This window comes from Bradyrhizobium erythrophlei, assembly GCF_900142985.1.
Taxonomy (GTDB): domain Bacteria; phylum Pseudomonadota; class Alphaproteobacteria; order Rhizobiales; family Xanthobacteraceae; genus Bradyrhizobium; species Bradyrhizobium erythrophlei_B.
In genome coordinates this window covers 941,540-967,770 of record NZ_LT670849.1, presented here as the reverse complement: position 1 = coordinate 967,770, position 26,231 = coordinate 941,540, and the positions used below count along the sequence as shown (strand labels likewise).

The following is a 26,231-nucleotide window of genomic DNA, read 5'->3' as shown; positions in this document are numbered from 1 at the left end:
GGGGTCTTGCACGTTACGACACGCCATGTCCCACAATACCTTCGGCCATCTGTTCCGGGTCACGACCTTTGGCGAAAGCCATGGGCCTGCGATCGGCTGTGTGGTCGACGGTTGTCCGCCGCAGATACCGTTAACGGCCGAAGACATTCAGCATGATCTTGACCGCCGGCGGCCGGGCCAATCGCGCTTCACGACGCAACGGCAGGAGCCGGATGCGGTGAAGATCCTGTCCGGCGTATTGGCGCATCCGGAGACCGGCGCGCAGGTGACGACCGGAACGCCGATCGGGCTTTTGATCGAAAACACCGACCAGCGTTCGAAGGACTATTCGGACATCAAGGACAAGTTTCGTCCCGGTCACGCTGACTACACCTATGACGCCAAATACGGCCTGCGCGATTATCGCGGCGGCGGGCGCTCGTCGGCGCGCGAGACGGCGATGAGGGTGGCGGCGGGCGCGATCGCCCGAAAGATTCTCCCCGGCATCACGGTGCGCGGCGCGCTGGTGCAGATGGGGCCGCACAGGATCGATCGCGGCAAGTGGAACTGGGATGAAGTGTCGAAAAACCCGTTCTTCTGTCCTGACAAGGACAAGGCGGCTTTCTTTGAGAACTACCTTGATGGCATCCGCAAGAGCGGTTCATCGATTGGTGCGGTGATCGAGGTGGTGGCCGAAGGCGTGCCGGCCGGGTGGGGCGCGCCGATCTACGGCAAGCTCGATGCCGATCTCGCAGCCGCGATGATGAGCATCAACGCGGTGAAGGGCGTCGAGATCGGCGACGGTTTTGCCGCGGCGGAATTGTCCGGCGAGGAAAACGCCGACGAAATGCGGATGGGCAATCAGGGTGTCACCTTCCTGTCCAATCATGCCGGCGGCATCCTGGGCGGCATCTCCACGGGCCAGCCGGTGGTGGTGCGGTTCGCCGTGAAGCCGACCTCGTCGATCCTATCGCCGCGGCGTACCGTGGATCGCAAGGGTGGCGAGACGGAAATCCTGACCAAGGGCCGTCACGACCCCTGCGTCGGCATTCGCGCCGTTCCCGTGGGCGAGGCCATGATGGCATGCGTGCTCGCAGACCACTTCCTGCGCCACCGCGCGCAAGTCGGCGGATAGGTCGGCGAGCGGTTCGGGCCGCCCGCCGTCGTCATGCTCGTTCGAGCATCAGAGCTTGGTCGACCCGCGGGACAACAGCCTCCAGTCCGCTCCCTGCTTTTGCCAGTTCATCAGGATATGCAGATTGGTGGAGCTCTTCTTGCCGTCGGCGACAGCTTCGCTTTCGCCGCGCCAATGAAATCGTACAATGGCGGCGGGACCGACGACGCGGATGCTCAGATCGTCATATGCCAGGGACAGGAATTTCGATTTTCCGTCCGTGGCATTGGTAACGAAAGTGGCCTTGTCCTCGACCCTGCCGTCGGAATGGCTGTAGCTGAGCTCGGGCGCGCAAAGCGCTTCCAATCCCTTGGCATCGGAGACGAATTGAGCGGTGCGGAATGCCTCCACGTTCTTCTTGACGGCATCCTCATCTGCTCCGGCAAGGGCGGCGGGAACGACACCCAGTATCCCAACGGCAAGTATCGGTAACGCCAGCTCGCGACGATTGATATTCATCATTTCCTCCCTCGTTTTATTATCCAATAAGTCTTGCAGCGGTTCCTGGCTTTGTCGAGCCTTTACCTGGCTATGTTATCGTACCGGTAAGGTGGCCGAGGGGCTGTGCCTTGACGTCCCCTCGGGCCAACCAGCAAGGTGTAAGCCATGGATACGCTTGCCTTCCGGAAACTGACTGATTGGCTCGTCGATGGCGCGCGATCCGCGCCCAGCCCGCCGCAGATGATGGCCGAGACCTGCGAGCGGCTGGTCGCGGCCGGTTTGCCATTGGCGCGTGTCGGTGTCTTCGTCCGCACCTTGCACCCCGATATCGTCGGACGCAATTTCGTCTGGCGGGCGGGCAGCGAAGTCGTGGTCGGCAGCGCCAATTACGAGATGCTGGATTCGGAGGAATATCGCACCAGCCCGCTCGCGATCGTGTTTGCGAAAGGGTGCGAAATCAGGGCGAAGCTCGATGGTCCGGATGGCAACCGCTTCCCGATTTTCGCCGAGCTGCGCGAGGAGGGCACCACAGATTATATCGCGCTGCCGCTCCTCAATGTCGATGGCTCGGTGCATGCGTCCAGCTGGACCACGAAACAGCCGGGCGGCTTCACCGACATGCAGCTCAAAGCGCTCCGTGAGTTGATCCCGCCGCTGTCGCGCCTGATCGAGGTCACGCGGCTGCGCTTCATGTCGTCAATTCTGCTCGACACCTATGTCGGCAATCGCGCCGGCGAGCGCATTCTCGGTGGCCAGATCCGGCGTGGTCACACGGAAATCATGCAGGCGGCGATCTGGCTGTCGGACCTGCGCGGCTTTACCGCGCTGTCGGACCGGTTGCCTGCTGAAACCGTCATCGAAATCCTCAACCAGTATTTCGACTGCCAGGTGTCTGCGATCGCCACCCATGGCGGCGAGGTTCTGAAATTCATGGGTGACGGGCTGCTCGCAGTGTTTCCGTTCGACGAATATGTCGGCGATATGGGTCATGCGTGCGCCAAGGTTTTGGAAGCAGCCTGCGAGGCCCGCGCCAATGTCGAGGCCATGCAGTTCCCGATCGGTGAGACCGTCGAGCGCTTTCGTTTCGGCGTGGCGCTCCATGTCGGACAAATTCTTTATGGCAATATCGGCGGCGGCAACCGGCTCGACTTCACCTGCATCGGGCCGGCGGTCAACCTTGCAGCGCGGCTGGAAAAGATGGCCAGCCGCCTGCATCGCACGGTGGTGGCATCCGCCGCCTTTGCCAAGTCCTGTCCGGACCGCTGGGACGAACTCGGCGAATTTCCGATTGCGGGATTTTCGAAGGCCGAGCGGGTCTTCGGCCTTTCAGATGAAACGGCGGGAGCGAATGCGCTTCCGCTCGCCGGTCATTCTTCCGGTTCGGTCGTGAACAGCAGCGGATAGCCTTTCGCCCGGCCGGCATCGGTGGCGCGGGTCGCCTTGGTCTCGGCCACATCCTTGGTGAAGACGGCGACGACGCAGGCGCCGAGCCGGTGAGCGGTAATCATGACCTTGTGCGCCTGGTCTTCGGTCATGCGGAATTCCGCCTTGAGGACCATGACGACGAATTCGCGCGGCGTGTAGTCGTCATTGATCAGAATGACCTTGTGCAGCCGTGGGCGTTCGACCTTGGTCTTGATCTTGGTTTTCGGTGTGGTGACGGTGTCGCTCATGGGCCAAGAATACTGCTTTCCCGCCGCCCTTGGTACCTGGTGCCGCCTATTTGAAGTTCCTGCACCGCAAGTGAGGGCAGGCCGACCTGTTCCTGCGGCACGCGAAATCACCGGGATCGCGGCAGCTAACCTGAATGTGAACGCTGCAAAATGTTCCAGCTTTGCGTCCGGCATTATGCGTGCGAACATCATGGTCACACGACGGGAGGGCCGCTGATGCGCTGGTATGTCTCGATCGGGGCGGTGTTGGTCGCAGGCGCACTCACCGCAAGTGACGTCGCCGGTGTGGCTGCGCCGGATGTCCGTCTTCGGCATCAGACGCGATCCGCCGACAAGACAGAGCCGAAGGTCGACGTCGAACTCGTGCTCGCAGTCGATGTCTCCTATTCGATGGACATGGATGAACTCGCGGTTCAGCGCGAAGGCTACGCGCAGGCCATCGTCTCGAAAGAGTTCTTGCAGGCACTGAGAGCTCTGCCGAACGGCAAGATTTCGGTGACCTATTTTGAATGGGCGGCGTCGAACGATCAGAAGATCATCATTCCCTGGCGCGTCATCGACGGTCCGGAAACGGCAGACGCTGTCGCTGACGAAATCCTGAAAGCGTCGATCCGCCGCGCTTCGCGCACGTCGATTTCCGGTGCGATCAATTTCGCGATGCCGCTGTTCGAGAACAATCCGTATCCGGGATTACGGCGCGTCATCGACATCTCCGGCGACGGTCCAAACAATAACGGCGTGCCGGTGACGCCCGTGCGCGACGAAGCCGTTTCCAAGGGCATCGTCATCAACGGCCTGCCGATCATGGTGAAGGAGCCTTCCTATTCCACCATGGATATCGAGAACCTCGATTGGTATTACGAGGACTGCGTGATCGGCGGACCCGGCGCGTTCGTAGTCGCGATCAAGGATCGCGAAAAGTTCAAGGAAGCGATCCGCACCAAGCTGCTGCTGGAGGTCGCCGGACGAACACCGGAGCGGCCGGTGATTCCCGTCGCTGACAAGGAGCCGCGTGTATCCTGCATGATTGGCGAGAAGATCTGGCAGGACCGCTGGGGACGCTAGGCGAAACCGTGTTGGCTTGATCTGTCCTGCTATCGCGCAAATCGCGCCACCAGTTCGACATGCGGCGTGTGCCGGAACTGGTCGACGGGCGTGACGCCTTCGATTTTGTAACCGCCGTCGATCAGGATCCGGGCGTCGCGGGCGAACGTTGCGACATTGCAGGACACCGCGATCACGACAGGAACCTTGCTCGCCGCAAGCCGTTCGGCTTGCGCCTGTGCGCCCTGCCGCGGCGGATCGAACACGACCGCATCGAAGTCCCGCAATTCTTCCGCTACCAGTGGACGACGAAACAGATCGCGTGCCTCGGCTCTGAGCGGCTTCAGTCCGCTGGTCGCGGCGGCCGCTTTTTGCAGGCTGGCGATCGCGCCGGCATCGCTGTCGAAGGCCGCGACGCGCGATTTCTCGGCGAGCCTGAGCGCAAACGGACCGACGCCGCAAAACAGATCGGCGATGTGTTTGGCGCGCCGGCTGCGTTCCGACACCAGCGCGGCCAGTGTTTCTTCGCCGGCAACGGTGGCTTGAAGGAACGAGCCCGGCGGCAAGATGACCCGCGCCTTGCCCATGGTGACGCCGGGTGGCTGGCGCATCAGCACCAGTTCGCCATGCCGCGTCAGCCGCGCCAGGCGATGCTTGGCGGCGACGGCGGACAATGTCGAGACGAGAGCCGCCGGCAGCGGACCGGAGCCTCGGATGTCGACATCAAGACCACCATCGGTTGCGGTGATCTGGATGTCGAGCGGCTTGCCGATCGCGGTCAAGGGTTCGGCCAGCGCCCAGGCTGCGTCCAGCGCACCGTTCAAGGCGGGGTCGAGGATCGGACAGCGGTCGATCGGGACGATGTCATGGGAATGAGCCGCGGCAAAGCCGACCTTGAGCACGTCATGCGTGCCTTTCCGCGCGTGCAAGGTCATGCGGCGGCGCCCCCGGCCGTGGGCGTCGATCAACGGAAAAACTTCGCAAGCGATCTTCGCCTGCGCCAGCGTGGCCACGACGAGATCGCGTGTCCAGGCATGATAGCGCCCGGTTTCCCAGTGCTGGATCGCGCAGCCGCCGCAGACGCCGAAGTGCTGGCAGAGCGGTTCGATGCGCTCCGGGCTTGATTGCTCGACCCGGACCAGTTGCCGGCGATCAGGATGATGACCCGACACGGTTGTAACATCGACGGTCTCGCCGCCGAGCGCGTAGGGCACAAAGATGCTCTGTTCCCCGACGGTCGCAACGCCGTCGCCGAGATGGCCGACATGATCGATGCGGAGCCGTTCAACCACGGCGCACGCCGATGAAGAATTCGACGTTGCCGTCGCCGCCCGTGATCGGGGAGGGGAATATGCGGATGTCCGCGCATCCGAGCGAAGCGGCGAAAGCGGCAATGTCGTCGCAAACCTCCCGGTGCACGGCGGCGTCGCGGATGATTCCGCGCTTTGAATGTTTGCGCGTGGCCTCGAACTGCGGCTTGATCAGCGCCAGGAGATGCATTGGCGCCGCCGCCAGCGACAAGGCGACCGGCAGCACCATCTTGAGCGAGATGAAGCTGACGTCGATCACCACGACGTCGGGCCGCGCCGGCAGCCGCTTGCCCTCGAGCGCGCGGATGTCGGTCTCTTCCATAGAAACGACCTTGGGGTGACCTTGCAGGGAAGGGTGCAACTGTCCCTGTCCGACGTCGATTGCGAATACCACGCTGGCGCCATTCGCAAGCAGGACTTCCGTGAAGCCGCCGGTCGAGGCGCCGACGTCGAGGCAGACGTGGTCCTCGATGTCGATTGGGTACTGCTCGAGTGCGCCTGCGAGCTTGACGCCGCCGCGCGAGACGAAGGGATGGGCCGGCTGCGCCTGCAAGACCGCATCGGTGGCGACCATCTCGGAAGCTTTCAGGACCTGTTTGTCGTTAGCCGAGACAAGGCCTGCGTCAATCGCCGCGTGCGCGCGCGAGCGGCTTTCGAACAAGCCGCGCTCGACCAGCAGGAGATCGATGCGTTTACGGGGCGAGGGCATTTTCGAAAACCGTTGGATTTATCGCTATGCGACGCCGAGGTGTTCGGCCGCGAGCCGGACGCAGGCCTCGAATGTGGCCAGATCCTGCCAGATATCGGCAGGTCGCGCCTTCGGGGTCACCAGCGCACCACCATAGCGCTCCAGCGCGTGGATCATCATCAAGTTATCGGCGAGGCTAAAATCTTCAACCGTCAATCCGCCGCTGTCGGTCAGCCGGCCTTCGCGCCTGGTCACGCCGGTGAATTCGCGAACGCGATCGGCGTAGAGCAAGGGATCGTTGGAGTAACCGAAGCAGGGTTTGCCGCGGCCCGCCATGAAGCCGAGTTCGTAGACCGTTCCGCTATCGGCGCCAGGCCCACGAAACGGGGTGAGATTGGCGATAACGGCGTCCGCCGCATCCATCATCGCCTCGTTGCCCTTGAAAATGGCAAGCGAAGCGTCAGGCGCGGCCGGATCGACGGCGTTGTCGAGCGGATAAAGCCCGACAAGGCGGTAGCGGGCGCAAAGTTCTACTTTTCGACGCCCGAGTTCGACGGCGTTGGGTAAGAACACGTCGGGGCCAGCCAGGTATATCTTCATATCAGCGCGCCCGAATGTGCGGCCGATACGGCTGGACCCGGCCGGCTCAGGCGAGCTTCACCGTCTCGGTCTTGACGTCCTTGCCAAGCGCCTCGAACACCTTGGCGACGATGCCCTTGGCGTCAAGGCCTGCGCGGGCGTACATTGCGCCCGGCGAATCGTGATCAAGGAATTCGTCAGGCAGCACCATCGTGCGCACGCGCACCGCGCCATTGTCGAGCGCGCCACTGTCAGTCAGGAACTGCATCACGTGGGAGCCGAAGCCGCCGACCGAGCCTTCCTCGATGGTGATGAGGATTTCGTGGTCGCGCGCGAGCTTGAGGATCATCTCCTCGTCGAGCGGCTTCATGAAGCGCGCATCGGCAATGGTTGTTGAAAGTCCGTGCGCGGCGAGTTCATCGGCCGCCTTCTCGCTTTCACCCAGACGCGTGCCGAACGACAGCAAGGCGATCTTGTTGCCCTGACGGACGATGCGGCCCTTGCCGATCTCGAGCGGAATGCCGACTTCGGGCATTTCGACGCCGCGGCCTTCGCCGCGCGGGTAGCGCACCGCGCTCGGGCGGTCGTCGATCGCAACCTGCGTCGCCACCATGTGCACCAGTTCGGCTTCGTCGGAAGCCGCCATGATCACGAAATTCGGCAGACAGCCCAGATAGGCATTGTCGAAGGACCCTGCATGGGTTGCGCCGTCGGCGCCGACCAGACCGGCGCGGTCGATGGCAAAACGAACCGGCAGGCTCTGGATCGCCACATCGTGGACGACCTGGTCGTAACCGCGTTGCAGGAAGGTCGAATAGATCGCGCAGAACGGCTTGTAGCCTTCGGTCGCGAGACCGGCGGCGAAGGTCACCGCGTGCTGCTCCGCAATGCCGACGTCGAAGGTGCGGTCGGGAAACGCCTTGTTGAAGATGTCGATCCCGGTGCCCGACGGCATCGCGGCGGTGATGCCGACGATCTTTTCGTCCTTCTGGGCTTCCTTGACGAGGCTCTGGCCGAACACGTTCTGATAGGCCGGCGCATTCGGCTTGGCCTTGGCCTGGGTACCGGTGGCGACGTCGAACTTGACGACGGCGTGATATTTGTCGGCGGATGCTTCGGCCGGCGCGTAGCCCTTGCCTTTTTGCGTCACGACATGAACCAGGATCGGTCCGGTCTCCATGTCGCGAACGTTGCGCAGCACCGGCAGCAGGTGGTCGAGGTTATGGCCGTCGATCGGGCCGACGTAATAGAAGCCGAGTTCTTCGAACAGCGTGCCGCCGTCCATCATGAAGCCGCGGGAATATTCCTCGACGCGGTTGGCGCGGTTGGCCAGCACTTTCGGCAGCCGCTTGTTGATCTGCTTGGCGGCCTCGCGCAGCGTGCGATAGGTCTTGCCGGAATAAAGCCTTGACAGATAGGCCGACATCGCGCCGACCGGCGGTGCAATCGACATGTCGTTGTCGTTGAGGATGACGATCAGGCGGGAGTTCATCGCGCCCGCATTGTTCATGGCCTCATAGGCCATGCCCGCCGACATCGCGCCGTCGCCGATCACGGCAATCACGTTGTTCTTGCCGCCGGAGAGGTCGCGCGCCACGGCCATGCCGAGGCCTGCCGAAATCGAGGTCGAGGAGTGCGCGGCGCCGAACGGATCGTAATCGCTCTCGGTGCGCTTGGTGAAGCCGGACAAGCCGCCGCCGGTGCGCAGCGTGCGGATGCGGTCGCGGCGGCCGGTGAGGATCTTGTGCGGGTAGGCCTGATGGCCGACGTCCCAGATCAGGCGGTCGCGCGGCGTGTCGAAGATATAATGAATGGCCGTGGTCAGCTCGACCACGCCGAGGCCGGCGCCGAAATGGCCGCCCGTCACCGAAACCGCGTCGATGGTTTCCTGACGCAGTTCGTCGGCAACCTGCCGGACTTGCTCCACCTTGAGCTTCCGCAAGTCATCCGGGGTTCGGATTGTGTCGAGAAGCGGCGTCTTACTATATGTGGTCACAGCGTCATTCCAATTTTTTCAAAGTCGAGATCAACGGTCCGACGGGAGATGGGTTGCGCAAAAAGTAAGCGCAAGCGCCCAAAACCCACGGATGCTACGGGCTTCTTGCCCGATCGATAGTCTTAGATGTGCCCCGGATCGTTCAACGTGATTTGCATCACCTTAGGACGGTTCCACCGAATCGATCAATTTATTGAGCTAGTTGAGGTACTTGACGTTGCAGGATCATGCCTGACGAGCACCTTCGTCAGCCCATAGTCGTCAGAGCTTTACACTAAAATGGCAGCCAAAGCCAACCGGCTTGGGAACTACCCCGGGAACCTGGGCGAGGAGGGAACCCGACATTTCCACATTGTAGGAGGCTTTGTGCGCTCAAATGGGCCGATTTCGTGAACAATTTAGGCAGGTGGGCCGTCCTGCTTAACCATTTCGGCAAGGCCCCAATGCATTCACGGCTCAGGAAATAAGGCAGGCCGCCGCTTATTGCACGTCGAGGGGCTCCGTGCCGGTCGGCTGGCCACTGGCATCGGTGGTGATCTTGTCGACGCGCGCCTCCGCTTGACGAAGCAGTTCCTCGCAGCGGCGCTTCAATGCTTCGCCGCGCTCGTAAATGGCAACCGATTCTTCCAGCGGCACCTTGCCGTCCTCAAGCCGCTTGACGATGGTTTCGAGTTCCTCCATCGCGCGCTCAAAGCTCAGTTTCTTGACGTCCGCCTGGGCGTTCTCAGCCATAATAATTTTCCTGGATCCCGTTTCCTGGATGCGCTGGTTAAGCGGTTGAAGTCGCCGCGCGCCTTCAAGAGCCCATCAGGGCGCTGACATGGGCCGCAACCGATTCCTTCAGGCCCTGAAGATCATAGCCGCCCTCGAGCACCGAAACAATTCGACCTCCTGCCGTGCGGTCGGCAAGGTCCATCAGCTTCTTCGTCACCCATCCGAAGTCCTCGGCCTTGAGATTGATCGAAGCCAGCGGATCGCGATGATGCGCATCGAAGCCGGCCGAGATGATGATGAGTTCGGGACTGAACTTGCTCAAGTTGGGCAGGATCGTGTTTTCGAAGGCGGCACGGAACCTGGTGCTGCCGTCTTCGGGGGCAAGCGGTGCGTTGACGATGTTGTCGTGCTCGCCGCGTTCGCCGGTTGCGCCGGTGCCCGGGAACAGCGGCATCTGATGCGTCGAGCAGTACATCACGCTCTTGTCGGCCCAGAAGATGTCCTGGGTGCCGTTGCCATGGTGAACGTCGAAATCGACCACCGCCGCGCGGCCGATGCCATATTTCTTCTGGGCGTGGCGCGCCGCAATCGCCGCGTGATCGAAAAAGCAAAAACCCATGGGGCGGTTGGTTTCGGCGTGATGGCCGGGAGGGCGCATTGCGACGAAGGCGTTGCTATGCTTGCCCGACATGATCGCGTCGGTTGCCGCAACCGCGCCGCCGACGCCGCGCATCACCGCTTCCCACGTGCCCGGCGACATCGAGGTGTCGCCATCGAGATAGACGATGCCGCTCGCTGGCGCGATGCGGCGCAGCTCGTTCACGTAATGCTCGTCGTGGCACAGCGTGACAAGATCGAGCGAGCCTTCCGGCGCGAGTTCGCGCACCAGCGGATCGAACCGGCTCTCAGCCAGAGTCTCGTCGACCGCGCGAATCCTGTCCGGCCGCTCGGGGTGTCCGGGCGGGGTCAGATGATTCAGGGTCGACGGATGGGATACTAGAAGCGTCGTCATGCAGGGCCTTTTGCGCGTGCGCGGATGCGCCTTTCGCGGATGCTCAATCTAAGGGCTGATCGCGGCCGGGGAAAGACCGATCTAGTTCGCCCGCTTGATGCGGTCGGCAGGGGCGGGGCTTATCGGGCTGCTGGCCTGGAAGTAAGCGTAAAGTGCATCGGCATCATAAGCGCCGAACTGCGGCGCAGTTCCTTCCGTCAACGCCGTAAAGCCGTCGCCACCGGTGGAGAGATAGTTGTTGACCGTGACGCGGTAGCTCCCGGCGGAATCGACGGACGCTCCGTTCAACGATATCGAGCTTGCGACCACGCGTTCGCCGAACGGCTTGCTTCCATCCCACGTGTAGCTGAATCCCTTCGAGACCTGGAGAATACGCGGGCGCTTCGGGTCGAGCCATTGCTGCTCCAGCATCGCCTTGATCTGGCCGCCGCTGAGCGTGAGTGTGACGAGCTGATTGCGGAACGGCTGGCTTGCGAACACGTCGGCGTAAGTCACGGCGCCGTCGTCCTTGGCCGCAAGGTCGGCGCGGAGGCCGCCGGGATTGGTGAACGCAACGACCGCGCCGCCCTTGGACGCGGTTGAAGTTGCGGCAAGCTGCGCATCGGCGACGACATCGCCGAGCGCGCTTTCGCCCGCTTCATTCGGCACACGCGAGAGCGTCGCCGTGATCGATCCGGCGCGGCGATTGCCGATGGGGGCGGCGAACTTGTCGTAGGCCGCGATCAGTGCGGTCTGCTCTGGGGTTTTGGCCAGCGTATCGCTGCGGACAATGACATTGTCGGCCCTGGCGCTGACGATGTCGCGCGACTTCGGGTCGAGCGTGACGTCGATCGTGGTGACCAGCGTGCCGTATTTGTCAGCCGAGGTCACAAGCCGTCCGTCGATGTTGCAAACATAGGGCTGATGGGTGTGGCCGCTGATCACGAGATCGACGGCGCGGTCGAACTTCTTGACGATGTCGACGATGGCGCCCGAGATCGCGGGGCACTCATTATAGTCGCCGGTCGGATAGCCGCCTTCGTGAATCAGGACGACGATGGCTTCTATCCCGCGCGCCCTCAGTTCCGGAACCAGCGCATTCACGGTCTCGGCTTCATCGCGGAATTCGAGGCCTGCCGCGCTGCTGGGCGAAATGATCCCGGCGGTGCCTTTCAGCGTCAACCCGATGAAGGCCACTGGAACGCCGTCAAACTCCCTGACCTCGTAGGGCGGAAAAACCGTGTTGCCGGTCGCGGTCTCGACCGTGGACGCCGCGAGGTAGTGGAATTTTGCGCCCGTGAATGGATGAGGCCCCTGGCATAGGTCGACTGGATGACAGCCCCCATTCTGCATCCGCTTCAATTCGTCCTTGCCTTCGTCGAACTCGTGATTGCCGACGGAGGCGAGCGCTAGTCCCATCATCGACAGCGATTCGATCGTCGGTTCATCGTGGAACATCGCCGACAGCAGCGGGCTTGCGCCGATCAGGTCGCCTGCGGCGACGAAGATCGTGTTCCTGTGGCCGTCGGCGAGTTCCTTGACGAGGGTCGCCATCTGCTCGGCGCCGCCCGCCGGCACCGTGATCTTTTTGGTCTTGTCGCTGGGGTCGGCAATCCTGATCCCGCCCGAGGAAGCGCGAAGGTAGCCGTGAAAGTCGTTGATCGCGAGGATGCGCAAATCCACCGTCGCCGGCTGCGCCATAGCCGGAGATGACGCGGCCAGCGTCATGGCGATGAAGGCTAGTACCGCCGATCTGAAGTCCCTGCAGCGCAAGCGGCGAATTCGATCAGGGACTTCAGATCGACTAAGCGGTACTAGTATCAATAAGTTTGCTAGGGCCCATGACTTTCCGAAGTTCGTGAAGGTGGGCGCTGCGAAGGCGCACGAACTTCGGAAAGTGGGCACTAGCGCGAGCGAAAGTCTCATGGCGCGACTATAGAGAACAGGCGCGACGATTTCACGAAGCTCAAGATTTCTTTCGCGCGAAAAACGCCTTGAACGCTGCAACTGCTTCCGCCGAGCGCATCCGTTCGCCGAACAAATGGCTCTCATGGTCGATGCGGCGGACCAGATCTTCCGGCGCATGTTTCAGAAGCTTTCGCGAGGCGGCGACCGCCTCGGCGGGGAGGGCGGCGATTTCGCGCGCGGTTTTTTTGGCCTCGCCTTCGAGGGCCTCCGGCGCAACCACCTTGTTGACGAAGCCGGCGCTGCGCGCTTCCTCGGCATTCAGTGCGTGTCCCATCACCAGCATGGAGAAGGCACGCTGATGTCCCATCAGCCAGGGCGCGAGCATGCTGGAAGCGCCTTCCGGCACGAGGCCGAGGTGAATGAAGGGGGTTGCGAAACTGGCCCTCGTGCTCGCGATCACCTGATCGCAGTGAAACAGCATCGTGGTGCCGATACCGATTGCGATGCCGTCGACGGCGGCGACGACGGGCTTGGTGTTGTGGGTGAGTGAATGGAGGAACTTGATGGCGTTGGAAGCGCGCGGCGTGCCGGTATTCGACGTGCCGTCCTTCAGAAAGTCCTCGAGGTCGTTGCCGGCGGTAAACGCGCCCGGTTCGCCCGAGATGATCAGACAGCGGATCGCGGCATTGCCTTGCGCGCTGTCGATCGCCGCGCTCATGTCGCGGTACATGTCCTGCGTGATGGCGTTTTTCTTCTCCGGCCGGCTGAGCTTGATCACACGAATGGCGTCTTCGTCGGTAACGGTGAGGTGTCCGGTCATGGATTGGGCTTTCCGTCGGTCGACATACAGGAACGTCGAGAATATCCTACATTCGGGCGAGGGCGGTCCACAACTGGCCGCAACCTCTCCACGGGATTGCCTTGGTTTGGTCAAACCATGGTGAAGTCTGGGCCAAGGTAAGTTTGAGGGGATTCCACAAGCGATTTGCCGGCCGCTCCAGAGCCGGTGACGTTGGAGGGCCGATGCAGACCGGGGTGAAGCCGAAAGCAACTGAAAATCCGCATGACTTTGTTGTCGTCCCGTCCGATCAGGTACGGGTTGCGCCGGCGGACGCGGAAATCGCCGACCTCCTGCGCGCCGCAGCAAGGCACCATTCCGAAGCCGGCGCTCGTGCCGCTTCCGATTCATCTGTTCCAGCCACTGTGCCGGTGGTCGATGCGACGTTTCGCGCCACCGATGTCAACGACGGTGTGCCGGCGAAGAGTTCGTTCGTCCGCCGCGCGATGCGGACCTTCGCCGCGCTTCTGCTGGCGCTCGGTATCGGCGCCGCCGCGATGAGCTGGCAGACCTTCGGTTACGCTGCGAAGAAGGCGCTCGTATCGTGGGCGCCGAAATGGGCCATTGCCGCCTCGTTGCCGCTCGACAAGCTCGGGCTCGGCGCGAACTCCACGCCATCGGACGATCCGGCCGAGGCGACGCCGGCGGAGCCGCCGGCGGCGGCCGCGCAAAACGCCTCCGATGCCAGCACGTCCGAAAACGCCGTTGCTGCCGCCGCGGTGCCGCCGTCAGATGCGGCTCAGCAGTTGCAATCGATGGCGCGCGATCTCGCCAGCGCCAACCAGCAGGTTGAGACGCTGAAGGGGACGATCGCCGAGCTAAAGGCAGGCCAGCAGCAGATGGCGCGCGATCTCGCCAAGGTGACCGACAAGCTTGCCGAACAAAATGCCAAGGCGAAACTTGCCGCCACGGCGCCGCGCCCGCCGGCTCCAGCCGCGCACAGGCCTGCGCCGGTTTATTCATCGACAGGCTATCCGCCCGCGGCACCGCCGCCGCCGGTCTATCGGCCGGCTTCGTCGCCTTATTCCGCTCAAGCTCAGGCTTCCGCAGGGTCGCCCCCGCCGCCGCCGGCGGCTCAACCCTATCCGCCAGCGCCGCAAATTCAGCCACAGGCCGACCCCGGCGTGGTAGGATCGGCGCCGCGGCCGCCGATGCCGCTGGCGCCGCAATAGCGTCACCTTATTGTGGTCGGATTAACTAACGGCCAGGACGGTACCTTTGGGGAACCGTTCTGGCCCGGAACCATTCCGCCGCAGGTGGTTTAACGCGCATGCCTTCCCCAACTGGGAGAATGTCATGAAAATCGCGAAAGTCGTTTTGGCTGGTGCCGCCGCGTTTGTCGCCGTGAGTTCGACGGCTCTCGCCCAGCAGACGCATACGGGAACCATTACCCAACTCAACCGCCTCAACAATACGGTCGCGATCCGGCAGACCCAGAACGGTACGGTCGGTGCAAACACCGGCGGTGCGGCCGAGGAGTTCAAGGTTGGAAGCGGCGTCTCGCTGGAAACGCTGCACGCCGGCGACATCGTCAACTATTCCGTCAACGATAACGGCGGCGCCAAGACGATCACCAAGCTCGATCGGCGCTGACGGTCCCGCGCAAAATACCGCCTCTGCCTGAGAGCGTTATCCCAACAGCACGGCGTCCGCGCCGTTGACGGCTTCAGCGCTGTCCATCACGGTTTTCTCGAGCGACGGCGCTTGAACCGTGATGTTCTCGGCGAAGAAGCGCGCCAGCATGACGTAGCGCTGCGGGTCAGCGTCGCCGATGCCGCGCGCGGCCAATGCCTCGTTCGCCAGCATGCATCCGCCAAGCGTGGCTCCGAACTGCCGCAAGTAGGGTGTGGCGCCGGCCAATGCCTCGTTGGGCGCGGACGTCACGTGTTCCAGAAGCCAACGGCTAGTACGCTCGAGCGAGGCCAGTGCGTCACGCAGTTTGGCGCCGGTGGTGCCGAACGCCGGATCGTTCGACGTTTCGACCTGCTTGACGATACCTTTGAGTTCGTCGAGCAGGGCCCAAACCGACTCGCCGCCGTTGGCCGCAAGCTTCCGCGTCACGAGATCGATCGACTGGATGCCGTTGGTGCCTTCGTAGATCTGCGTGATGCGGGCGTCGCGATAGTGCTGCGCCGCGCCGGTTTCCTCGATGAAGCCCATGCCGCCGTGGATTTGCACGCCGATCGAGGTGGCTTCGTTGCCGAGGTCGGTAGAAAAGGCCTTTGCGATCGGGGTCAGCAGTGCCGCCCGCGCGGCCGCCGCCGTGCGCACTTTCGCGTCCTTGGCCCGCATCGAAACATCAAGCGCCACCGCCGTGGCGTAACAGATGGTGCGGCTGGCGGCCGTCATCGCGCGCATCTGCATCAGCATGCGCTTGACGTCGGGATGCACGATGATCGGATCGGACTCGTTGCCGGGCTTGCCGATGGCGCGGCCCTGGCGGCGCTCCTGCGCGAAAGCCAATGCCTGCTGATAGGCGCGGTCGGCGATGCCGACGCCTTGGAGTCCGACGGCAAGACGCGCCTGGTTCATCATCGTAAACATGCATTGCATGCCGCGATTTTCCTCGCCGATCAGATAGCCGATGGCGCCGCCATGGTCGCCCATGGTCATGGTGCAGGTGGGCGCGGCGTGCATGCCGAGCTTGTGCTCGATGCCGCTGACATAGATGTCGTTGCGTTCGCCGAGCGAGCCGTCGGCGTTGACCATGAACTTCGGAATCAAGAACAGCGAAATGCCTTTGGTGCCGGCAGGCGCATCGGGCAGGCGGGCAAGCACGAAATGAACGATGTTGTCGCTCATGTCGTGATCGCCATAGGTGATGAAGATTTTGCTGCCCTTGATACGATAGCTGCCGTCGCCGGCGCGCTCGGCGCGGCTGCGTAGCGCACCGACATCGGAACCCGCCTGCGGCTCGGTGAGTTGCATGGTGCCGGGCCAGTCCCCGGAGACGAGCTTTTCGAGATAGATCTTCTTCAGTTCCTCGCTGCCATGGGCATCGAGCGCCTCGATCGCGCTCAGGGTCAGGAGCGGGCAGAGGCCGAACGAGATGTTCGACGCGCTCCAGATTTCGGTGCAGGCGGCATTGATGGCGAGCGGCAGACCCTGGCCGCCGAAATCTTCCGGCCCCGACACCGCGTTCCATCCCGCCGCGGTCCAGCGCTTGTAGGCATCAGGCCAGCCGGGCGCGGTGATGACGCTTGAGCCTTCGAGCTTGATTCCGTGCTCGTCACCGGTACGGTTGAGCGGCGCCAATACGTCCGTGGCAAACCGGCCGGCTTCTTCCAGCACGGCGGAAGCGATATCGACGTCGAAATCGCCGTAGTGGCCAGCCTTCACGGCAGCCTCGAGCCCGGCGCCGTGGTTGAGGGCCAGCAACATGTCGCTGATCGGCGCACGGTAGGTCATGGGATCAAAGCCTCGCATCCAAAAAAGACGAAAACCGTATTCCCACGAAATGATGCGCCTCTCAACTTTTCTGTCCGCGGCAGTGCGGCAAAGGTGCGAGGTGGCACGAACGGTGGCGGAAATCGCCTGAACTGGCCGCCCCCGTCCAGCCGCCTGTGGGATGCAAGTTTCAACCAGATTTTGAGCGTTTGCCCTGTTGAAATGGGCCGACTGCCTCTATAGACCGGCGTTGCCGAACGAAAACTTCGGGGAGGGCGCCTGCCATCCCGTGTTCCGGCCGTTGGGGCGTCGCCAAGTGGTAAGGCAGTGGATTTTGATTCCACCATACGGAGGTTCGAATCCTCCCGCCCCAGCCAAGCACTCTCTCAACTTTAGATAGTTTGCAACTTAGTTGAGAGAACCCCTTGAAATAAGGGTTTTTTGTAGGATGACTCGCTTTTTATGTCTCTGCAAGCGTGCTACTTCTACGAGAATTCCCCGAAAGTCTCCAGCTACTGACGACAATATTCCCGTTTTTGGGAGACTTTGCGCAGAGACTTTTCCGACAATCACTGCGTGACCGAGGCAGCAGTGAGATTTCCTCTATCCGCCTCGATTTCCATGGTCTGCTAACGCAAGCAAAGCAGACAACTTCTATTCGAACTCGCTTGTGGGGCGTGTTGACGATCACGAGCCGTGTCTTGGGACCGATCGCGGTTCAATCGCGGCCGATCGCTGAGTTGGACCGGCCTAAAGATGGGCACCCGGCGTCGAGCGTGAAATTTTCAGCTCTTCCTCGTTCATATCAGCCGATATGTCGGCGAATAGAGGTGTGCTCAAGTAACGCTCGCCGGTGTCGGGAAGCATGCAGAGGATGTTTGCTCCTTTCCCAGCTTCGAGCGCAACCTTCAGCGCGCCTGCAAAAGTCCCGCCCGCGGAAACGCCGACAAAGATGCCCTCCCTGGCAGCAAGGTCCTTGCTGCAGCGAATCGCGTCGGGACCGGAGATCGGTAGAATTTTGTCGATGAGCTCCATCGCGACGGCATCGTCGGTCAGCTTCGGAATAAAATCTGGCGTCCAGCCCTGCATCGGATGTGGTTTGAATGCCGGATGCGGTGCCGCTGGAGTACCGTCCGGGTTTCGCGCCTGCTTGATGCCGCTCCCCAACAGCTGCGCATCCGCGGGCTCGCAAACGACAATCTTCGTTTCGGGGCGCTCCTTGGCAAGCACCCGTCCGACGCCCTTTAACGTTCCACCGGTTCCATAGCCCGTAACCCAGTAATCCAGCCGTTCACCGGCGAAATCATCAAGTATCTCGCGCGCGGTCGTGCGCGAATGGATGTCGGGATTGGCTTCATTCTCAAACTGCCGGGTCATATACCATCCATGCGCCTTGGCCAGCTCGATGGTTTTGTTGATCATGCCGACGGCGCGCTCCGCGGCAGGAGTTACAATGACTTTCGCGCCGAGGAATCGCATCAGTTTGCGGCGTTCGACGCTGAACGGCTCTGCCATGGTAATCACCAACGGGTAGCCCTTGGCTGCGCAAACCATGGCGAGACCGATTCCGGTGTTACCGCTTGTCGCCTCAATGACCGTCTGGCCAGGTTTAAGCTCTCCCGACTGTTCGGCTGCCTCGATCACACCAAGGGCCAAACGGTCCTTGACGGACCCAAGCGGATTGAAGGCCTCGATCTTCACGAAAAGGTTCACGCCTGGCGGCGCCAAATGATTGATTCTGACGACCGGCGTATTGCCGACGGTCTCGATGATGCTCTGGTATTTCCGTCCCATGCGTGCCTTTCCCGAACTTGCGTCGCTCGAAGGTGGAAAACAGCAGGAGTCCGATCGGCGCCGTCGCGCAGATCGCTTGTCGCTCTGTAGTTAGGTCTCGCTTCCTCGCGCAAAGTTCAAATCATTCTTTGACGCCTCATTCCGGGAGCTTTTGCCTCTGGCAGAAGGCCCGGGCCTGTGTTCTGATGCAGTTAGAAGATTTCATCGATCGGGGGGCTTTTTTGCCCGACGAGCGCATGGATCGACGACTGGCGGCTGTGCTGGCGGCGGACGTCGCCGGCTATAGCCGGTTAATGGGCCGCGACGAGGAACGGACGCTCGCGCAGTTGAAGACGCTGCGCAAGACCCTGGTCGATTCGACGATAGCCGCCTATCGTGGACGCATCGTCAAGACTACGGGCGACGGCATGCTGGTTGAGTTTGCCAGTGCTGTCGATGCTGTCCGCTGCGCGGTGGACGTCCAGCGGGCGATGGTCAGGCAGAGCGCCGCCGTGCCGCAGGACTTCAGGATCGAGTTCCGCATCGGCATTCATGTCGGCGATATCATCATCGACGATGACGACATTTTCGGCGATGGTGTCAACATCGCAGCGCGCCTTGAAGGAATCGCCCAACCCGGAGGAATCTGCATCTCCGACGATGCGCACAGGCAAATTCGCGGCAAGGTGGAAATTGCTTTTGACGACATCGGTGAGCAAGCGCTGAAGAATATTGCAGAGCCGATGCGCGTATGGCGGGCTCGGATTGGCGACGAGGCTGCTTCGGCAATCCGATCGCCTCCAGTACAACAAGCCCGAACCCTTGCGTTGCCCGACAAACCGTCCATCGTCGTACTGCCGTTCGACAACATGTCGTCGGAGGCCGGGCAAGACTACCTTGCAGACGGAATCGTCGAAGCGATTACCGCCGCGCTTTCGTCTATCCGCTCTTTTTTCGTGATCGCACGCAGTTCGGCGTTCGCCTACAAGGGCCATCCGACGAATGCGCGCGATATCGGTAGGGAGTTGGGGGTCGCTTATCTGCTGGAGGGCAGCGTGCAGAAGGCGGGTAATCGCCTGCGGATTATCGTCCAGCTGATCGAGACTGAGGGAGGCGCACACGTCTGGAGTTCGCGCTTTGACGGGGCAATCGAGGATTTCTTCGATCTCGAAGATCGTATAACGGAGCAGGTGGCGGGCGCTTTGCAACCTTCCATCCGCATTGCCGAAATTGAGCGGTCGCGACGTAAGCGGCCGCAGGATCTGGGCAGCTACGACTACACCATGAGAGCGATGCCCCACGTCTGGGCGCTCGAGAAGGACGAAAGTGCGAAAGCGCTCGAACTGCTTGAAGGGGCGCTGAAGGTTGATCCGGAATATCCGCTGGCTCTGGCGCTTGCGGGCTGGTGCCACGCCCAACGTTCAGTCTACAATTGGGCGGACGACATCGCGCTGAGTCAGGCGATGGCGCGCTCGCTCGCGGAGCGGGCCGCGAACCTGAGCGGCGACGATCCGCTTATCTTGGCGGTGCTCGGTGCGGTCCATACCTTCGTACGCAACTACGGAACCGCTCGCGTGCTGCTTGAGCGCGCCCTTGCTCTTGATCCCAACTGTGCATGGGCCTGGAGTCGACTTGGATGGATCGATAATTATTCTGATCAGCCCAAACATGCGATCGAGAAGTTTGAGCGTGCACTGCGTCTCAGTCCGATCGACCCGATGAACTTCAACAACTATACGGGCATCGGCTCGGCCCATGAAATCTCGCAAGACTACGATAAGGCCGCGGCGTTATATCGGCGCGCGCTTGAGGAGCGGCCCAACGCTCGTTGGATATATCGAAATCTCGCATCGGCCTTGTCGGGAGCTGGCCGGACCGAAGAGGCTAAACTAGCATTTGCGGAAATGCTGCTCAGCTATCCCGATCTGACGGTTTCCAAATTCAAACAGGCGATGGTCTTTTCAAATGCAGCTCTCGACCGTATGGCGGAAAATCTGCGAAAGCTCGGGCTGCCGGACTGATCGGGCATATTTGCCGTTCCAGCATGAGCTTCCGCGAGGCGATCGAATAGAGCAACATTTTGCGGCGCATGAGTCCGTTTGCGGCCCTCATCGACATGCGAGCCGCGCCACTGAAACTACCTCGTACATTGTCCGTAAATTGGCGAAAGTCGCCACCTGATTTCGAAAATATTCTCTTTTTGAGGAGACGTGGATTGGAGACAAGGTCTGATCTGCACTGCGCGGTCTCGGCGGTAGTCTGAAGTCTCCGGCCTCGAAGTTAAAGGAAATCTGGGGAAGTTCCCCCGACATTTCAAAGGCCTTTTTCCAATCGGGAATATGCGAGTTCGAATCCTCCGAGGTCAGCCAGGCATTCCAGCATTCGGCCGGGCTCCCCTAGAAACGCGAGATAAGGCCGGAAATGCCGGCATTTCGCGAAGTCGGCCTTGTCTCCAAACTCCCGTTTCGACGATTTTCGAGCGCCAATCGCCGAAAGTCTCCGGCCACCTACGCGATTATTCCCGTTTTGTGGAGACTTTGGGCAGAGACTGGGTTCGAACTCCACTGCGTGCGCCGCTCGCAGTCATTTTGACTGCCGTCTTCAGAGATTTGTTAATGAAATCCGGATTTGCCATGATGAACTGAACGTTGAGCTATTGCGCATTCTTCTTGCGATTGAACGGCGGCGCCAGACTTTCAGCTTTTACATTCCGGTTTGCGCGCTATCGGAAAATCAGATCCGTATCGATGCGATCGTGGGGGACATCATCTCGACGGCTGATACCCAGGCGCGACATGATTATCAATCCGAGCTGAAGTACCTCCGCGAGCATTGGGCAAAACGGGGGACCAATACGCCGTATGTGCCCTCTGTGACAGGCGGCAGCTTCGGTGAGATCCAGAATTGGGATGCTCCGAACGTGATGGGGCGACGGTCAAAGCTGAGGGCAAGCCCTCTCGTACAGGAAATCCTATCGACGCATCGGTTGCACTGAGTGCCGGTAACCAACTGATCCTACAATTTGGGAACAATTAAATGAGCATCGAAACGAGACTGACGAAGCTGGAGGCCAAATCCTGCCCAGAGGGCCCGGCGATCTACTTTTGGGCCATGAACGGTTGCCGACCGATGACCGATCTGGAAATCGAGCAAGGCATAGCGGCACTGCATGCGCCGGCGAGCGCTCGTGTCACTTCGGTGCAGTGGTTGGGGAATTGAGCGAATGAGGATCGAACAGCGACTTTCGAAGCTCGAAGCCAAGGTGCCAGCGGGGGACGACTGGAAGGTCTTTCGCGTGATTGGGGACTCGGCAGAGGAATGCCAGGCTGCAATTGACGGGCTGATTGCGAGTGGCGAGGCGCGTGAGAGCGATCAATTCGTGTGTCGGGTAATCATTGATCCGGTAGTGCGACGATCAAATTTTGAGAAACATTAAGGAGAAATAAATTGAACAGACCTTTTAGCGACAGCTTGATCGAGGAGCAGAAGGTTCACTATATTTAGGGTCCGCACGCCAAGTTACCGTTTATGTTTGAAAGGCGCTGGCTTGGGCACGATAAAATGTTTATCCCCGTGACTTGCTCGTGCCCATCAGTTTTCTTGCAAACACAAGTCAACTGGGCACAGCTGTCTACACAACTACGGCACGATTGCGCGTAGTTTCCAGCAGGAAACGGCCAAACCCCATTGCAAATACCGCCTGCCGAGCCACATGTCGTTGCTGGATAGCAAACTATTTTACCCGCGATGTTACACTTGCACGCTTGTTGCGCCAAAGTGGCCTGAGGCGTCAGGAGAACGAAACTCGCAGTAATAAAGATAAGAATTGTTTGCATAGCTATCTCCCGCCACGCGGCCTCAAACTCCCGCAGCGCGGTGAAGAAGTCGGCTGCCGTGCCGTAGCGATGCTCGCGCGGCTCGCATCCGGGATAGAACCCGCAACGCCATTGCCACTGGTCTACGTCGACCGGCACGCCCGCGCGCTTACCGATCCTGCCCACTTGCACGTTGCCATAATAGACGTGCCAGGTCTCTTGGTGCGGGTTGTCTGAGCGGCGGCGAGTGAGGGTGGGCATATCCCATGATCGCGAAAAAGGCACCGTGCGTGAAGCCGCTAGGGATTGCGCTAGATCAGCAATAAGTCCTACCTTAGGTGGTTAGGTTGGTTGTTGATGCTGGGAGATTTGATTTGCTCCACGCACGTAACTTTTTAGCATTCATCGACGATAGCTCTACTCCTGGAGGCGAATCTGTTCTAGCCGGCCACATCGCGACCGTGGAGGCTTGGGAAAAATTCAAGCCGGAGTGGGAGGCGATGCTTCCTTTCGGCACGCTCGCTGAAAACGGCAAACAGCACTTCAAAATGAGCGAGATGGCCGCTCTCCCCGAACGCATGGAGCGGGTGCCCTGGTTTTATAGAATCATCGAGGAACACGTCACTTTATCGCTCGCTTGCCGGATCGACCTTACCGAATACGAAGCGGCCCTTGAACGCATTCGAAACAACGCACAGAAGCTCGGTCTGCAATATGTGAACTTCGACCGCTTCGAGAATCCCTTCGCCTATCAGTTTCGAGCCCTGATGGATCAGTTCCATACTGATCGGCCCCTCTTGGACCCCGAGCTGGCGGATGGAAAGGTTGATTTCTATTTCGATAATCGAATGGAAGAAGGTTTCATCTCAGCCACTTGGGATGACTACATGTCTAGCCGGCCGGATGAAACAAAAAATCGCTACGGCGCAAAACCAATTTTTGGAAATGATCAGACGTTTCTGCCCCTTCAGGCTGCCGACCTTTGGGCCTGGTGGGTGAGAGAGTGGTACGAAGAAGATGCGTCCGAGTTGCCGACGAAAATGGAAAACTTCGACTTCGGAACATGGCGTGGGAAAAAGCGTCCATGCCTCACCATTTCGTACAATGAAGATCAAATTGTTGAGGGGCTAATGTCTACGTGCGTTCTTACTAGCGACTAGCAAGCGTTACAGATGTTACGCCACGCTCCGTGACGTGTCCCCGGCCGATCCGCGGAGGGAAACCGCTAGGGATTGGGGATGCGACGCGGCCGTATCCTACGGATGTGCCGTTACGTGCCGAGGCGGGTCGCGCAAAGGCTTACATCGACACCGACCGCCGCTGTAAGTCCAGTATATATATTGGCATCTTCGGTGTGGAGCTGAGTTACAATTCCGGCTGGTGTTGCAACGACGTTGACCTTGCAAAACTGTGTGCTTGCTGCGCCGGTGCCTCGATAGGTGTTGATTTCGGTCTGGTTGCCAAGTTGCCAGACGTACGAGGTTTCGCCGCTGTTCATCTTGAACGTGTTGGCCGGCGGTCCAAATCGAACGACAAGGGCGTCGACATTCTGCCTGATGTACTGTTGGCCCAAACGAACCGCAGTCTCCTGCCGCGAAGCCGCACAGCCACACAGCGTGACGCATAGCGCCACGATTCCCAGAATACGCATTTTGCTGATCCCCCGACCGGCCGCCATCCAACCGCAACCTGGGGTCGAAGGCAATACTGCACGCGCGAAGGCCGCACCAGGAGCTTCGAAAAAAGCCCGCCATTCGCGACGGGCGCCAAGTTAAGGGAGGAACCGCCGTGAAACGGCGATGACAACGTAGGCCGATCAGTCGCTGGCGGGTGCACCCCAATTCACACAACGGGCGACCAAAGTCTTCGTGAAGCTGCGACTAATGCCTCTCTGTCAAATATCCTAGCATTGTTTCGCAGGCTTCCTCGGCCGCTTCGAATGTCTTGAAAGGTGACCCGATAACTTTGACTGCGCCCCTGTTGTCATGAAGTGGACGCCAAGATGCTACAAAGCCCGGAGCACCATGAAGACCAGGACCGCTGCGGCTCTCATAACTGATCACAAACGAGAAACCGTCGCCGCTTGCGTTCCATATTTGCATGTCACCGACGGGATTAATAACACGACTGAATTGCATGCAGCACCTCGCATGCGCCCCGTCCTTGAAGGACTTATTTAGCGAGTCGGAAAAGGCAAACGCCTTGACGTCACTTAGTGCCGGAGCGTCGCCGCGAACGCTGCATTCTCGGGACCGATGGTCGCAAGGCAATCTGCGTCTTAAGGAAACTAATCAGGGTTAACCAGGCAGCTCCGGTCAGCTACCTAATCTTGGCTAAGCACTCCTTCAGGCGTTCCAGCTCAGAACGAACTTGCGTTTCCATGGCGTCTTGTAACGCGAGCGCGCCCCTGTTGGACAATTCTGCGGAGGCCTTTTTATCTAGATTCTGTTTCCAATCCCGGATCGCCTGCTTAGTGGCGCTTTGGGCTTCCAACGTAGCTTTAAAGTATGCCTTTGTGCAGGCATCGGCCATTGAGCAAGTCTTGCACTCTTGAGCGGCGGCAGCACTTGAAACTAGCAAGGTAAGTATCGCGGCAAGGACCCTCATTGTTTCCCCCGGTACAAGCCCCAGACCTGACCCCAAAGCCAAATCCTGAGTCACGGCGCAGTTGCGGCGCTTTCTCGAAAGGGAATAGATTTTTAACGCAAATGAGTACATCACTCTGGCAGCGGCCGGCCGGTTCGACAGTCGCCTCCATTACAGGACTTTTAGGAGCGAGGATTCGCGCTTGATCCGAGCTTAGCAACCTAAGGCGATTGCGCCCGTAAGCTTATGGACGGCGGACAGTGTGTCTCCTCCAGTGCCGCCGTTGGCGGCTCCGCCAATGCACGCCCCGGACTGTGCGGAGCCGTCTTATCCGTCAATTCCACCAGCAGCTCCTATTGAACTCTGTTTCAAAGCCGCCGGCATCCTGGGCATCTCGCCTTCAGCGGGCTTGTTGCAAGCCGGGCATGGCATTCCGGGCGCGCCGCAACCACAGGCATACTCGCCTTCCCAGGCCATATGAGGATGGGCCTCGCAAACCCAGCGGCATCCGAAGCAGCGCATGCAAGTGGTCATGCGGAATAACTTCCTCAGAAGCGCGGTGTTTCTCTGCTGAAAGTGTCGTTTGGTTGTGTTCATTTCGGAGCAGAACACGGCCTGACGGCGTATTGAGCAATCCATGAGGTCCGCCATGATGACGTAAGGCGACCTAGCAACCAATGAGAATGCGCCTTGTTGGTTCTATATGGCCAAGTTTTTTCTAGCGCTCATTGCTATTGCGCTCGCTTTTCTAATCGGCGTGCTTGTTTTTGCGGCTTTCCACCTTTGAAAATGGCTTTTGCTCAAATTGAGTCGGACAGCAGACCAATTCGTGAACCAATCGTTAATTTCATTTCGAAGGTGAGCAAAACGGAACATCGTGCCTGTATTGCAACGCGCCATGATCGATTCATCACCGGCCCTGTAACGGCATATACCCGGTGACTGAGAGTGTTGTGCTCCCGCCTCATCAAGGCGCGCAACCATGTCCTTCCGACCGCTATGTCCGATCTGCAAAAGCGTAACGATACTGGCGCAGATCACGCCCAGCCACTTAGGCTTCCACATCCGCACCTTTGAGTGCCAGCTGTGCAGCGACATCCACCAGATTGTCACCGAATGGGACGACCCCATGAAGTCACGCGAAGTTGCAGGTTGGCTTCAGGGCGAATTGAGAGCACCGACGTAAGGCCTCGTGGTTCCTTTTTGATTTGTAACTGTTCCGATTGCCGAAATAGGCGCATCGTCGGATCATGGCTACTCAGGACGAATACCGGCGTCGCGCCGTTGAGGCGCAGCGACAGGCAGACCGAGCTATCAGCGAAGTAGACCGTGCAT

23 protein-coding genes and 1 tRNA gene are annotated in these 26,231 nt (G+C 60.4%); 10 read left to right on the top strand and 14 right to left on the bottom strand.

Translation table 11 applies throughout. The features are described 5' to 3' along the window. Window positions 1-25: 25 nt before the first annotated feature. Window positions 26-1,114: a chorismate synthase gene (aroC, locus tag BUA38_RS04420; protein WP_072816876.1), complete on the top strand. Its 1,089-nt coding sequence runs from the start codon at window positions 26-28 to the stop codon at window positions 1,112-1,114. 48 nt (window positions 1,115-1,162) lie between these two features. Here aroC and BUA38_RS04415 read toward each other — a convergent pair whose 3' ends face one another. Further along, window positions 1,163-1,612, bottom strand: coding sequence for a nuclear transport factor 2 family protein (locus BUA38_RS04415; protein WP_072816875.1), 450 nt, complete (start codon window positions 1,610-1,612; stop codon window positions 1,163-1,165). 147 nt (window positions 1,613-1,759) lie between these two features. Between BUA38_RS04415 and BUA38_RS04410 the strand changes: the two genes are divergently transcribed. Next, a complete protein-coding gene (locus tag BUA38_RS04410) occupies window positions 1,760-2,998 on the top strand; it encodes an adenylate/guanylate cyclase domain-containing protein (RefSeq protein WP_072816874.1) in 1,239 nt (412 codons plus the stop codon). Here BUA38_RS04410 and clpS read toward each other — a convergent pair. Further along, the gene (gene clpS / locus BUA38_RS04405; RefSeq protein WP_072816873.1) at window positions 2,962-3,267 is read right to left on the bottom strand and encodes an ATP-dependent Clp protease adapter ClpS; all 306 of its coding nucleotides are present in this window, start codon (window positions 3,265-3,267) and stop codon (window positions 2,962-2,964) included. The genes BUA38_RS04410 and clpS overlap by 37 nt on opposite strands. Before the next feature lie 216 nt (window positions 3,268-3,483). On the opposite strand from clpS, the gene BUA38_RS04400 reads away from it, so the two are divergent. Continuing rightward, on the top strand, window positions 3,484-4,332 hold the full coding sequence (locus BUA38_RS04400; RefSeq protein ID WP_072816872.1) for a DUF1194 domain-containing protein: 849 nt from the start codon (window positions 3,484-3,486) through the stop codon (window positions 4,330-4,332). A 29-nt stretch (window positions 4,333-4,361) separates the two neighbouring features. On the opposite strand, the gene BUA38_RS04395 is transcribed toward BUA38_RS04400, so the two are convergent. The 8 genes from BUA38_RS04395 to BUA38_RS04360 form a co-directional block, all read right to left on the bottom strand. After that, window positions 4,362-5,603, bottom strand: a complete 1,242-nt coding sequence (locus tag BUA38_RS04395; protein ID WP_072816871.1) for a class I SAM-dependent RNA methyltransferase — start codon at window positions 5,601-5,603, stop codon at window positions 4,362-4,364. Next, window positions 5,596-6,330 carry a TlyA family RNA methyltransferase gene (locus BUA38_RS04390; protein ID WP_072816870.1) on the bottom strand — a complete coding sequence of 245 codons (735 nt, stop codon included), beginning with the start codon at window positions 6,328-6,330 and terminating at the stop codon, window positions 5,596-5,598. The genes BUA38_RS04395 and BUA38_RS04390 overlap by 8 nt, the downstream gene beginning before the upstream one ends. Before the next feature lie 24 nt (window positions 6,331-6,354). After that, complete coding sequence (locus BUA38_RS04385) at window positions 6,355-6,909, bottom strand: nucleoside 2-deoxyribosyltransferase (RefSeq protein WP_072816869.1); 555 nt, start codon at window positions 6,907-6,909, stop codon at window positions 6,355-6,357. 46 nt (window positions 6,910-6,955) lie between these two features. Further along, entirely contained in the window at window positions 6,956-8,884 is a 1,929-nt protein-coding gene (gene dxs / locus BUA38_RS04380) for a 1-deoxy-D-xylulose-5-phosphate synthase (RefSeq protein ID WP_072816868.1), read from the bottom strand. A gap of 480 nt (window positions 8,885-9,364) precedes the next feature. Beyond that, a complete protein-coding gene (locus BUA38_RS04375) occupies window positions 9,365-9,616 on the bottom strand; it encodes an exodeoxyribonuclease VII small subunit (protein ID WP_072816867.1) in 252 nt (83 codons plus the stop codon). A 64-nt stretch (window positions 9,617-9,680) separates the two neighbouring features. After that, window positions 9,681-10,610: a histone deacetylase family protein gene (locus BUA38_RS04370; protein ID WP_072816866.1), complete on the bottom strand. Its 930-nt coding sequence runs from the start codon at window positions 10,608-10,610 to the stop codon at window positions 9,681-9,683. Between the two features lie 81 nt (window positions 10,611-10,691). After that, complete coding sequence (locus BUA38_RS04365; protein WP_072816865.1) at window positions 10,692-12,317, bottom strand: bifunctional metallophosphatase/5'-nucleotidase; 1,626 nt, start codon at window positions 12,315-12,317, stop codon at window positions 10,692-10,694. Window positions 12,318-12,555: 238 nt separating this feature from the next. After that, the gene (locus BUA38_RS04360) at window positions 12,556-13,317 is read right to left on the bottom strand and encodes a crotonase/enoyl-CoA hydratase family protein (protein WP_072816864.1); all 762 of its coding nucleotides are present in this window, start codon (window positions 13,315-13,317) and stop codon (window positions 12,556-12,558) included. A 203-nt stretch (window positions 13,318-13,520) separates the two neighbouring features. Between BUA38_RS04360 and BUA38_RS04355 the strand changes: the two genes are divergently transcribed. Together BUA38_RS04355 and BUA38_RS04350 are read left to right on the top strand one after the other, a co-directional pair. Next, window positions 13,521-14,507 (top strand): hypothetical protein, encoded by a 987-nt coding sequence (locus tag BUA38_RS04355; RefSeq protein WP_072816863.1) that lies wholly within the window; start codon window positions 13,521-13,523, stop codon window positions 14,505-14,507. A 124-nt stretch (window positions 14,508-14,631) separates the two neighbouring features. Next, window positions 14,632-14,928, top strand: coding sequence for a copper-binding protein (locus tag BUA38_RS04350; RefSeq protein WP_072816862.1), 297 nt, complete (start codon window positions 14,632-14,634; stop codon window positions 14,926-14,928). A gap of 36 nt (window positions 14,929-14,964) precedes the next feature. Here the strand turns inward: BUA38_RS04350 and BUA38_RS04345 are convergent, their stop codons facing one another. Beyond that, window positions 14,965-16,743 carry an acyl-CoA dehydrogenase gene (locus BUA38_RS04345; RefSeq protein WP_072816861.1) on the bottom strand — a complete coding sequence of 593 codons (1,779 nt, stop codon included), beginning with the start codon at window positions 16,741-16,743 and terminating at the stop codon, window positions 14,965-14,967. A 281-nt stretch (window positions 16,744-17,024) separates the two neighbouring features. On the opposite strand from BUA38_RS04345, the gene BUA38_RS04340 reads away from it, so the two are divergent. Beyond that, a tRNA-Gln gene (locus tag BUA38_RS04340) sits at window positions 17,025-17,099 on the top strand. A gap of 373 nt (window positions 17,100-17,472) precedes the next feature. On the opposite strand, the gene BUA38_RS04335 is transcribed toward BUA38_RS04340, so the two are convergent. Next, window positions 17,473-18,516: a PLP-dependent cysteine synthase family protein gene (locus BUA38_RS04335; RefSeq protein ID WP_072816860.1), complete on the bottom strand. Its 1,044-nt coding sequence runs from the start codon at window positions 18,514-18,516 to the stop codon at window positions 17,473-17,475. Window positions 18,517-18,701: 185 nt separating this feature from the next. On the opposite strand from BUA38_RS04335, the gene BUA38_RS04330 reads away from it, so the two are divergent. The 4 genes from BUA38_RS04330 to BUA38_RS04310 all read left to right on the top strand — a co-directional run bounded on the left by BUA38_RS04330 (window position 18,702) and on the right by BUA38_RS04310 (window position 23,470). Beyond that, on the top strand, window positions 18,702-20,516 hold the full coding sequence (locus tag BUA38_RS04330; RefSeq protein ID WP_083587452.1) for an adenylate/guanylate cyclase domain-containing protein: 1,815 nt from the start codon (window positions 18,702-18,704) through the stop codon (window positions 20,514-20,516). Between the two features lie 635 nt (window positions 20,517-21,151). Beyond that, complete coding sequence (locus BUA38_RS04325) at window positions 21,152-21,490, top strand: hypothetical protein (RefSeq protein ID WP_072816859.1); 339 nt, start codon at window positions 21,152-21,154, stop codon at window positions 21,488-21,490. Between the two features lie 41 nt (window positions 21,491-21,531). Further along, complete coding sequence (locus tag BUA38_RS04320) at window positions 21,532-21,714, top strand: hypothetical protein (protein ID WP_072816858.1); 183 nt, start codon at window positions 21,532-21,534, stop codon at window positions 21,712-21,714. A 970-nt stretch (window positions 21,715-22,684) separates the two neighbouring features. After that, window positions 22,685-23,470, top strand: a complete 786-nt coding sequence (locus tag BUA38_RS04310) for a DUF3800 domain-containing protein (RefSeq protein ID WP_072816856.1) — start codon at window positions 22,685-22,687, stop codon at window positions 23,468-23,470. 110 nt (window positions 23,471-23,580) lie between these two features. Here the strand turns inward: BUA38_RS04310 and BUA38_RS04305 are convergent, their stop codons facing one another. Then, window positions 23,581-23,961: a hypothetical protein gene (locus BUA38_RS04305; RefSeq protein WP_072825815.1), complete on the bottom strand. Its 381-nt coding sequence runs from the start codon at window positions 23,959-23,961 to the stop codon at window positions 23,581-23,583. 668 nt (window positions 23,962-24,629) lie between these two features. After that, window positions 24,630-24,917 carry a hypothetical protein gene (locus tag BUA38_RS04295; protein ID WP_072825814.1) on the bottom strand — a complete coding sequence of 96 codons (288 nt, stop codon included), beginning with the start codon at window positions 24,915-24,917 and terminating at the stop codon, window positions 24,630-24,632. Window positions 24,918-26,231 lie beyond the last annotated feature (1,314 nt).

Bases quoted from the DNA above. Each gene is read 5' to 3' on its own strand.
- aroC (WP_072816876.1), top strand. From the start codon at position 26: ATGTCCCACAATACCTTCGGCCATCTGTTCCGGGTCACGACCTTTGGC.
- BUA38_RS04415 (WP_072816875.1), bottom strand. From the start codon at position 1,612: ATGAATATCAATCGTCGCGAGCTGGCGTTACCGATACTTGCCGTTGGG.
- BUA38_RS04410 (WP_072816874.1), top strand. From the start codon at position 1,760: ATGGATACGCTTGCCTTCCGGAAACTGACTGATTGGCTCGTCGATGGC.
- clpS (WP_072816873.1), bottom strand. From the start codon at position 3,267: ATGAGCGACACCGTCACCACACCGAAAACCAAGATCAAGACCAAGGTC.
- BUA38_RS04400 (WP_072816872.1), top strand. From the start codon at position 3,484: ATGCGCTGGTATGTCTCGATCGGGGCGGTGTTGGTCGCAGGCGCACTC.
- BUA38_RS04390 (WP_072816870.1), bottom strand. From the start codon at position 6,330: ATGCCCTCGCCCCGTAAACGCATCGATCTCCTGCTGGTCGAGCGCGGC.
- BUA38_RS04385 (WP_072816869.1), bottom strand. From the start codon at position 6,909: ATGAAGATATACCTGGCTGGCCCCGACGTGTTCTTACCCAACGCCGTC.
- BUA38_RS04375 (WP_072816867.1), bottom strand. From the start codon at position 9,616: ATGGCTGAGAACGCCCAGGCGGACGTCAAGAAACTGAGCTTTGAGCGC.
- BUA38_RS04370 (WP_072816866.1), bottom strand. From the start codon at position 10,610: ATGACGACGCTTCTAGTATCCCATCCGTCGACCCTGAATCATCTGACC.
- BUA38_RS04365 (WP_072816865.1), bottom strand. From the start codon at position 12,317: ATGACGCTGGCCGCGTCATCTCCGGCTATGGCGCAGCCGGCGACGGTG.
- BUA38_RS04360 (WP_072816864.1), bottom strand. From the start codon at position 13,317: ATGACCGGACACCTCACCGTTACCGACGAAGACGCCATTCGTGTGATC.
- BUA38_RS04355 (WP_072816863.1), top strand. From the start codon at position 13,521: ATGCAGACCGGGGTGAAGCCGAAAGCAACTGAAAATCCGCATGACTTT.
- BUA38_RS04350 (WP_072816862.1), top strand. From the start codon at position 14,632: ATGAAAATCGCGAAAGTCGTTTTGGCTGGTGCCGCCGCGTTTGTCGCC.
- BUA38_RS04345 (WP_072816861.1), bottom strand. From the start codon at position 16,743: ATGACCTACCGTGCGCCGATCAGCGACATGTTGCTGGCCCTCAACCAC.
- BUA38_RS04335 (WP_072816860.1), bottom strand. From the start codon at position 18,516: ATGGGACGGAAATACCAGAGCATCATCGAGACCGTCGGCAATACGCCG.
- BUA38_RS04330 (WP_083587452.1), top strand. From the start codon at position 18,702: ATGCAGTTAGAAGATTTCATCGATCGGGGGGCTTTTTTGCCCGACGAG.
- BUA38_RS04320 (WP_072816858.1), top strand. From the start codon at position 21,532: ATGAGCATCGAAACGAGACTGACGAAGCTGGAGGCCAAATCCTGCCCA.
- BUA38_RS04305 (WP_072825815.1), bottom strand. From the start codon at position 23,961: ATGCGTATTCTGGGAATCGTGGCGCTATGCGTCACGCTGTGTGGCTGT.
- BUA38_RS04295 (WP_072825814.1), bottom strand. From the start codon at position 24,917: ATGAGGGTCCTTGCCGCGATACTTACCTTGCTAGTTTCAAGTGCTGCC.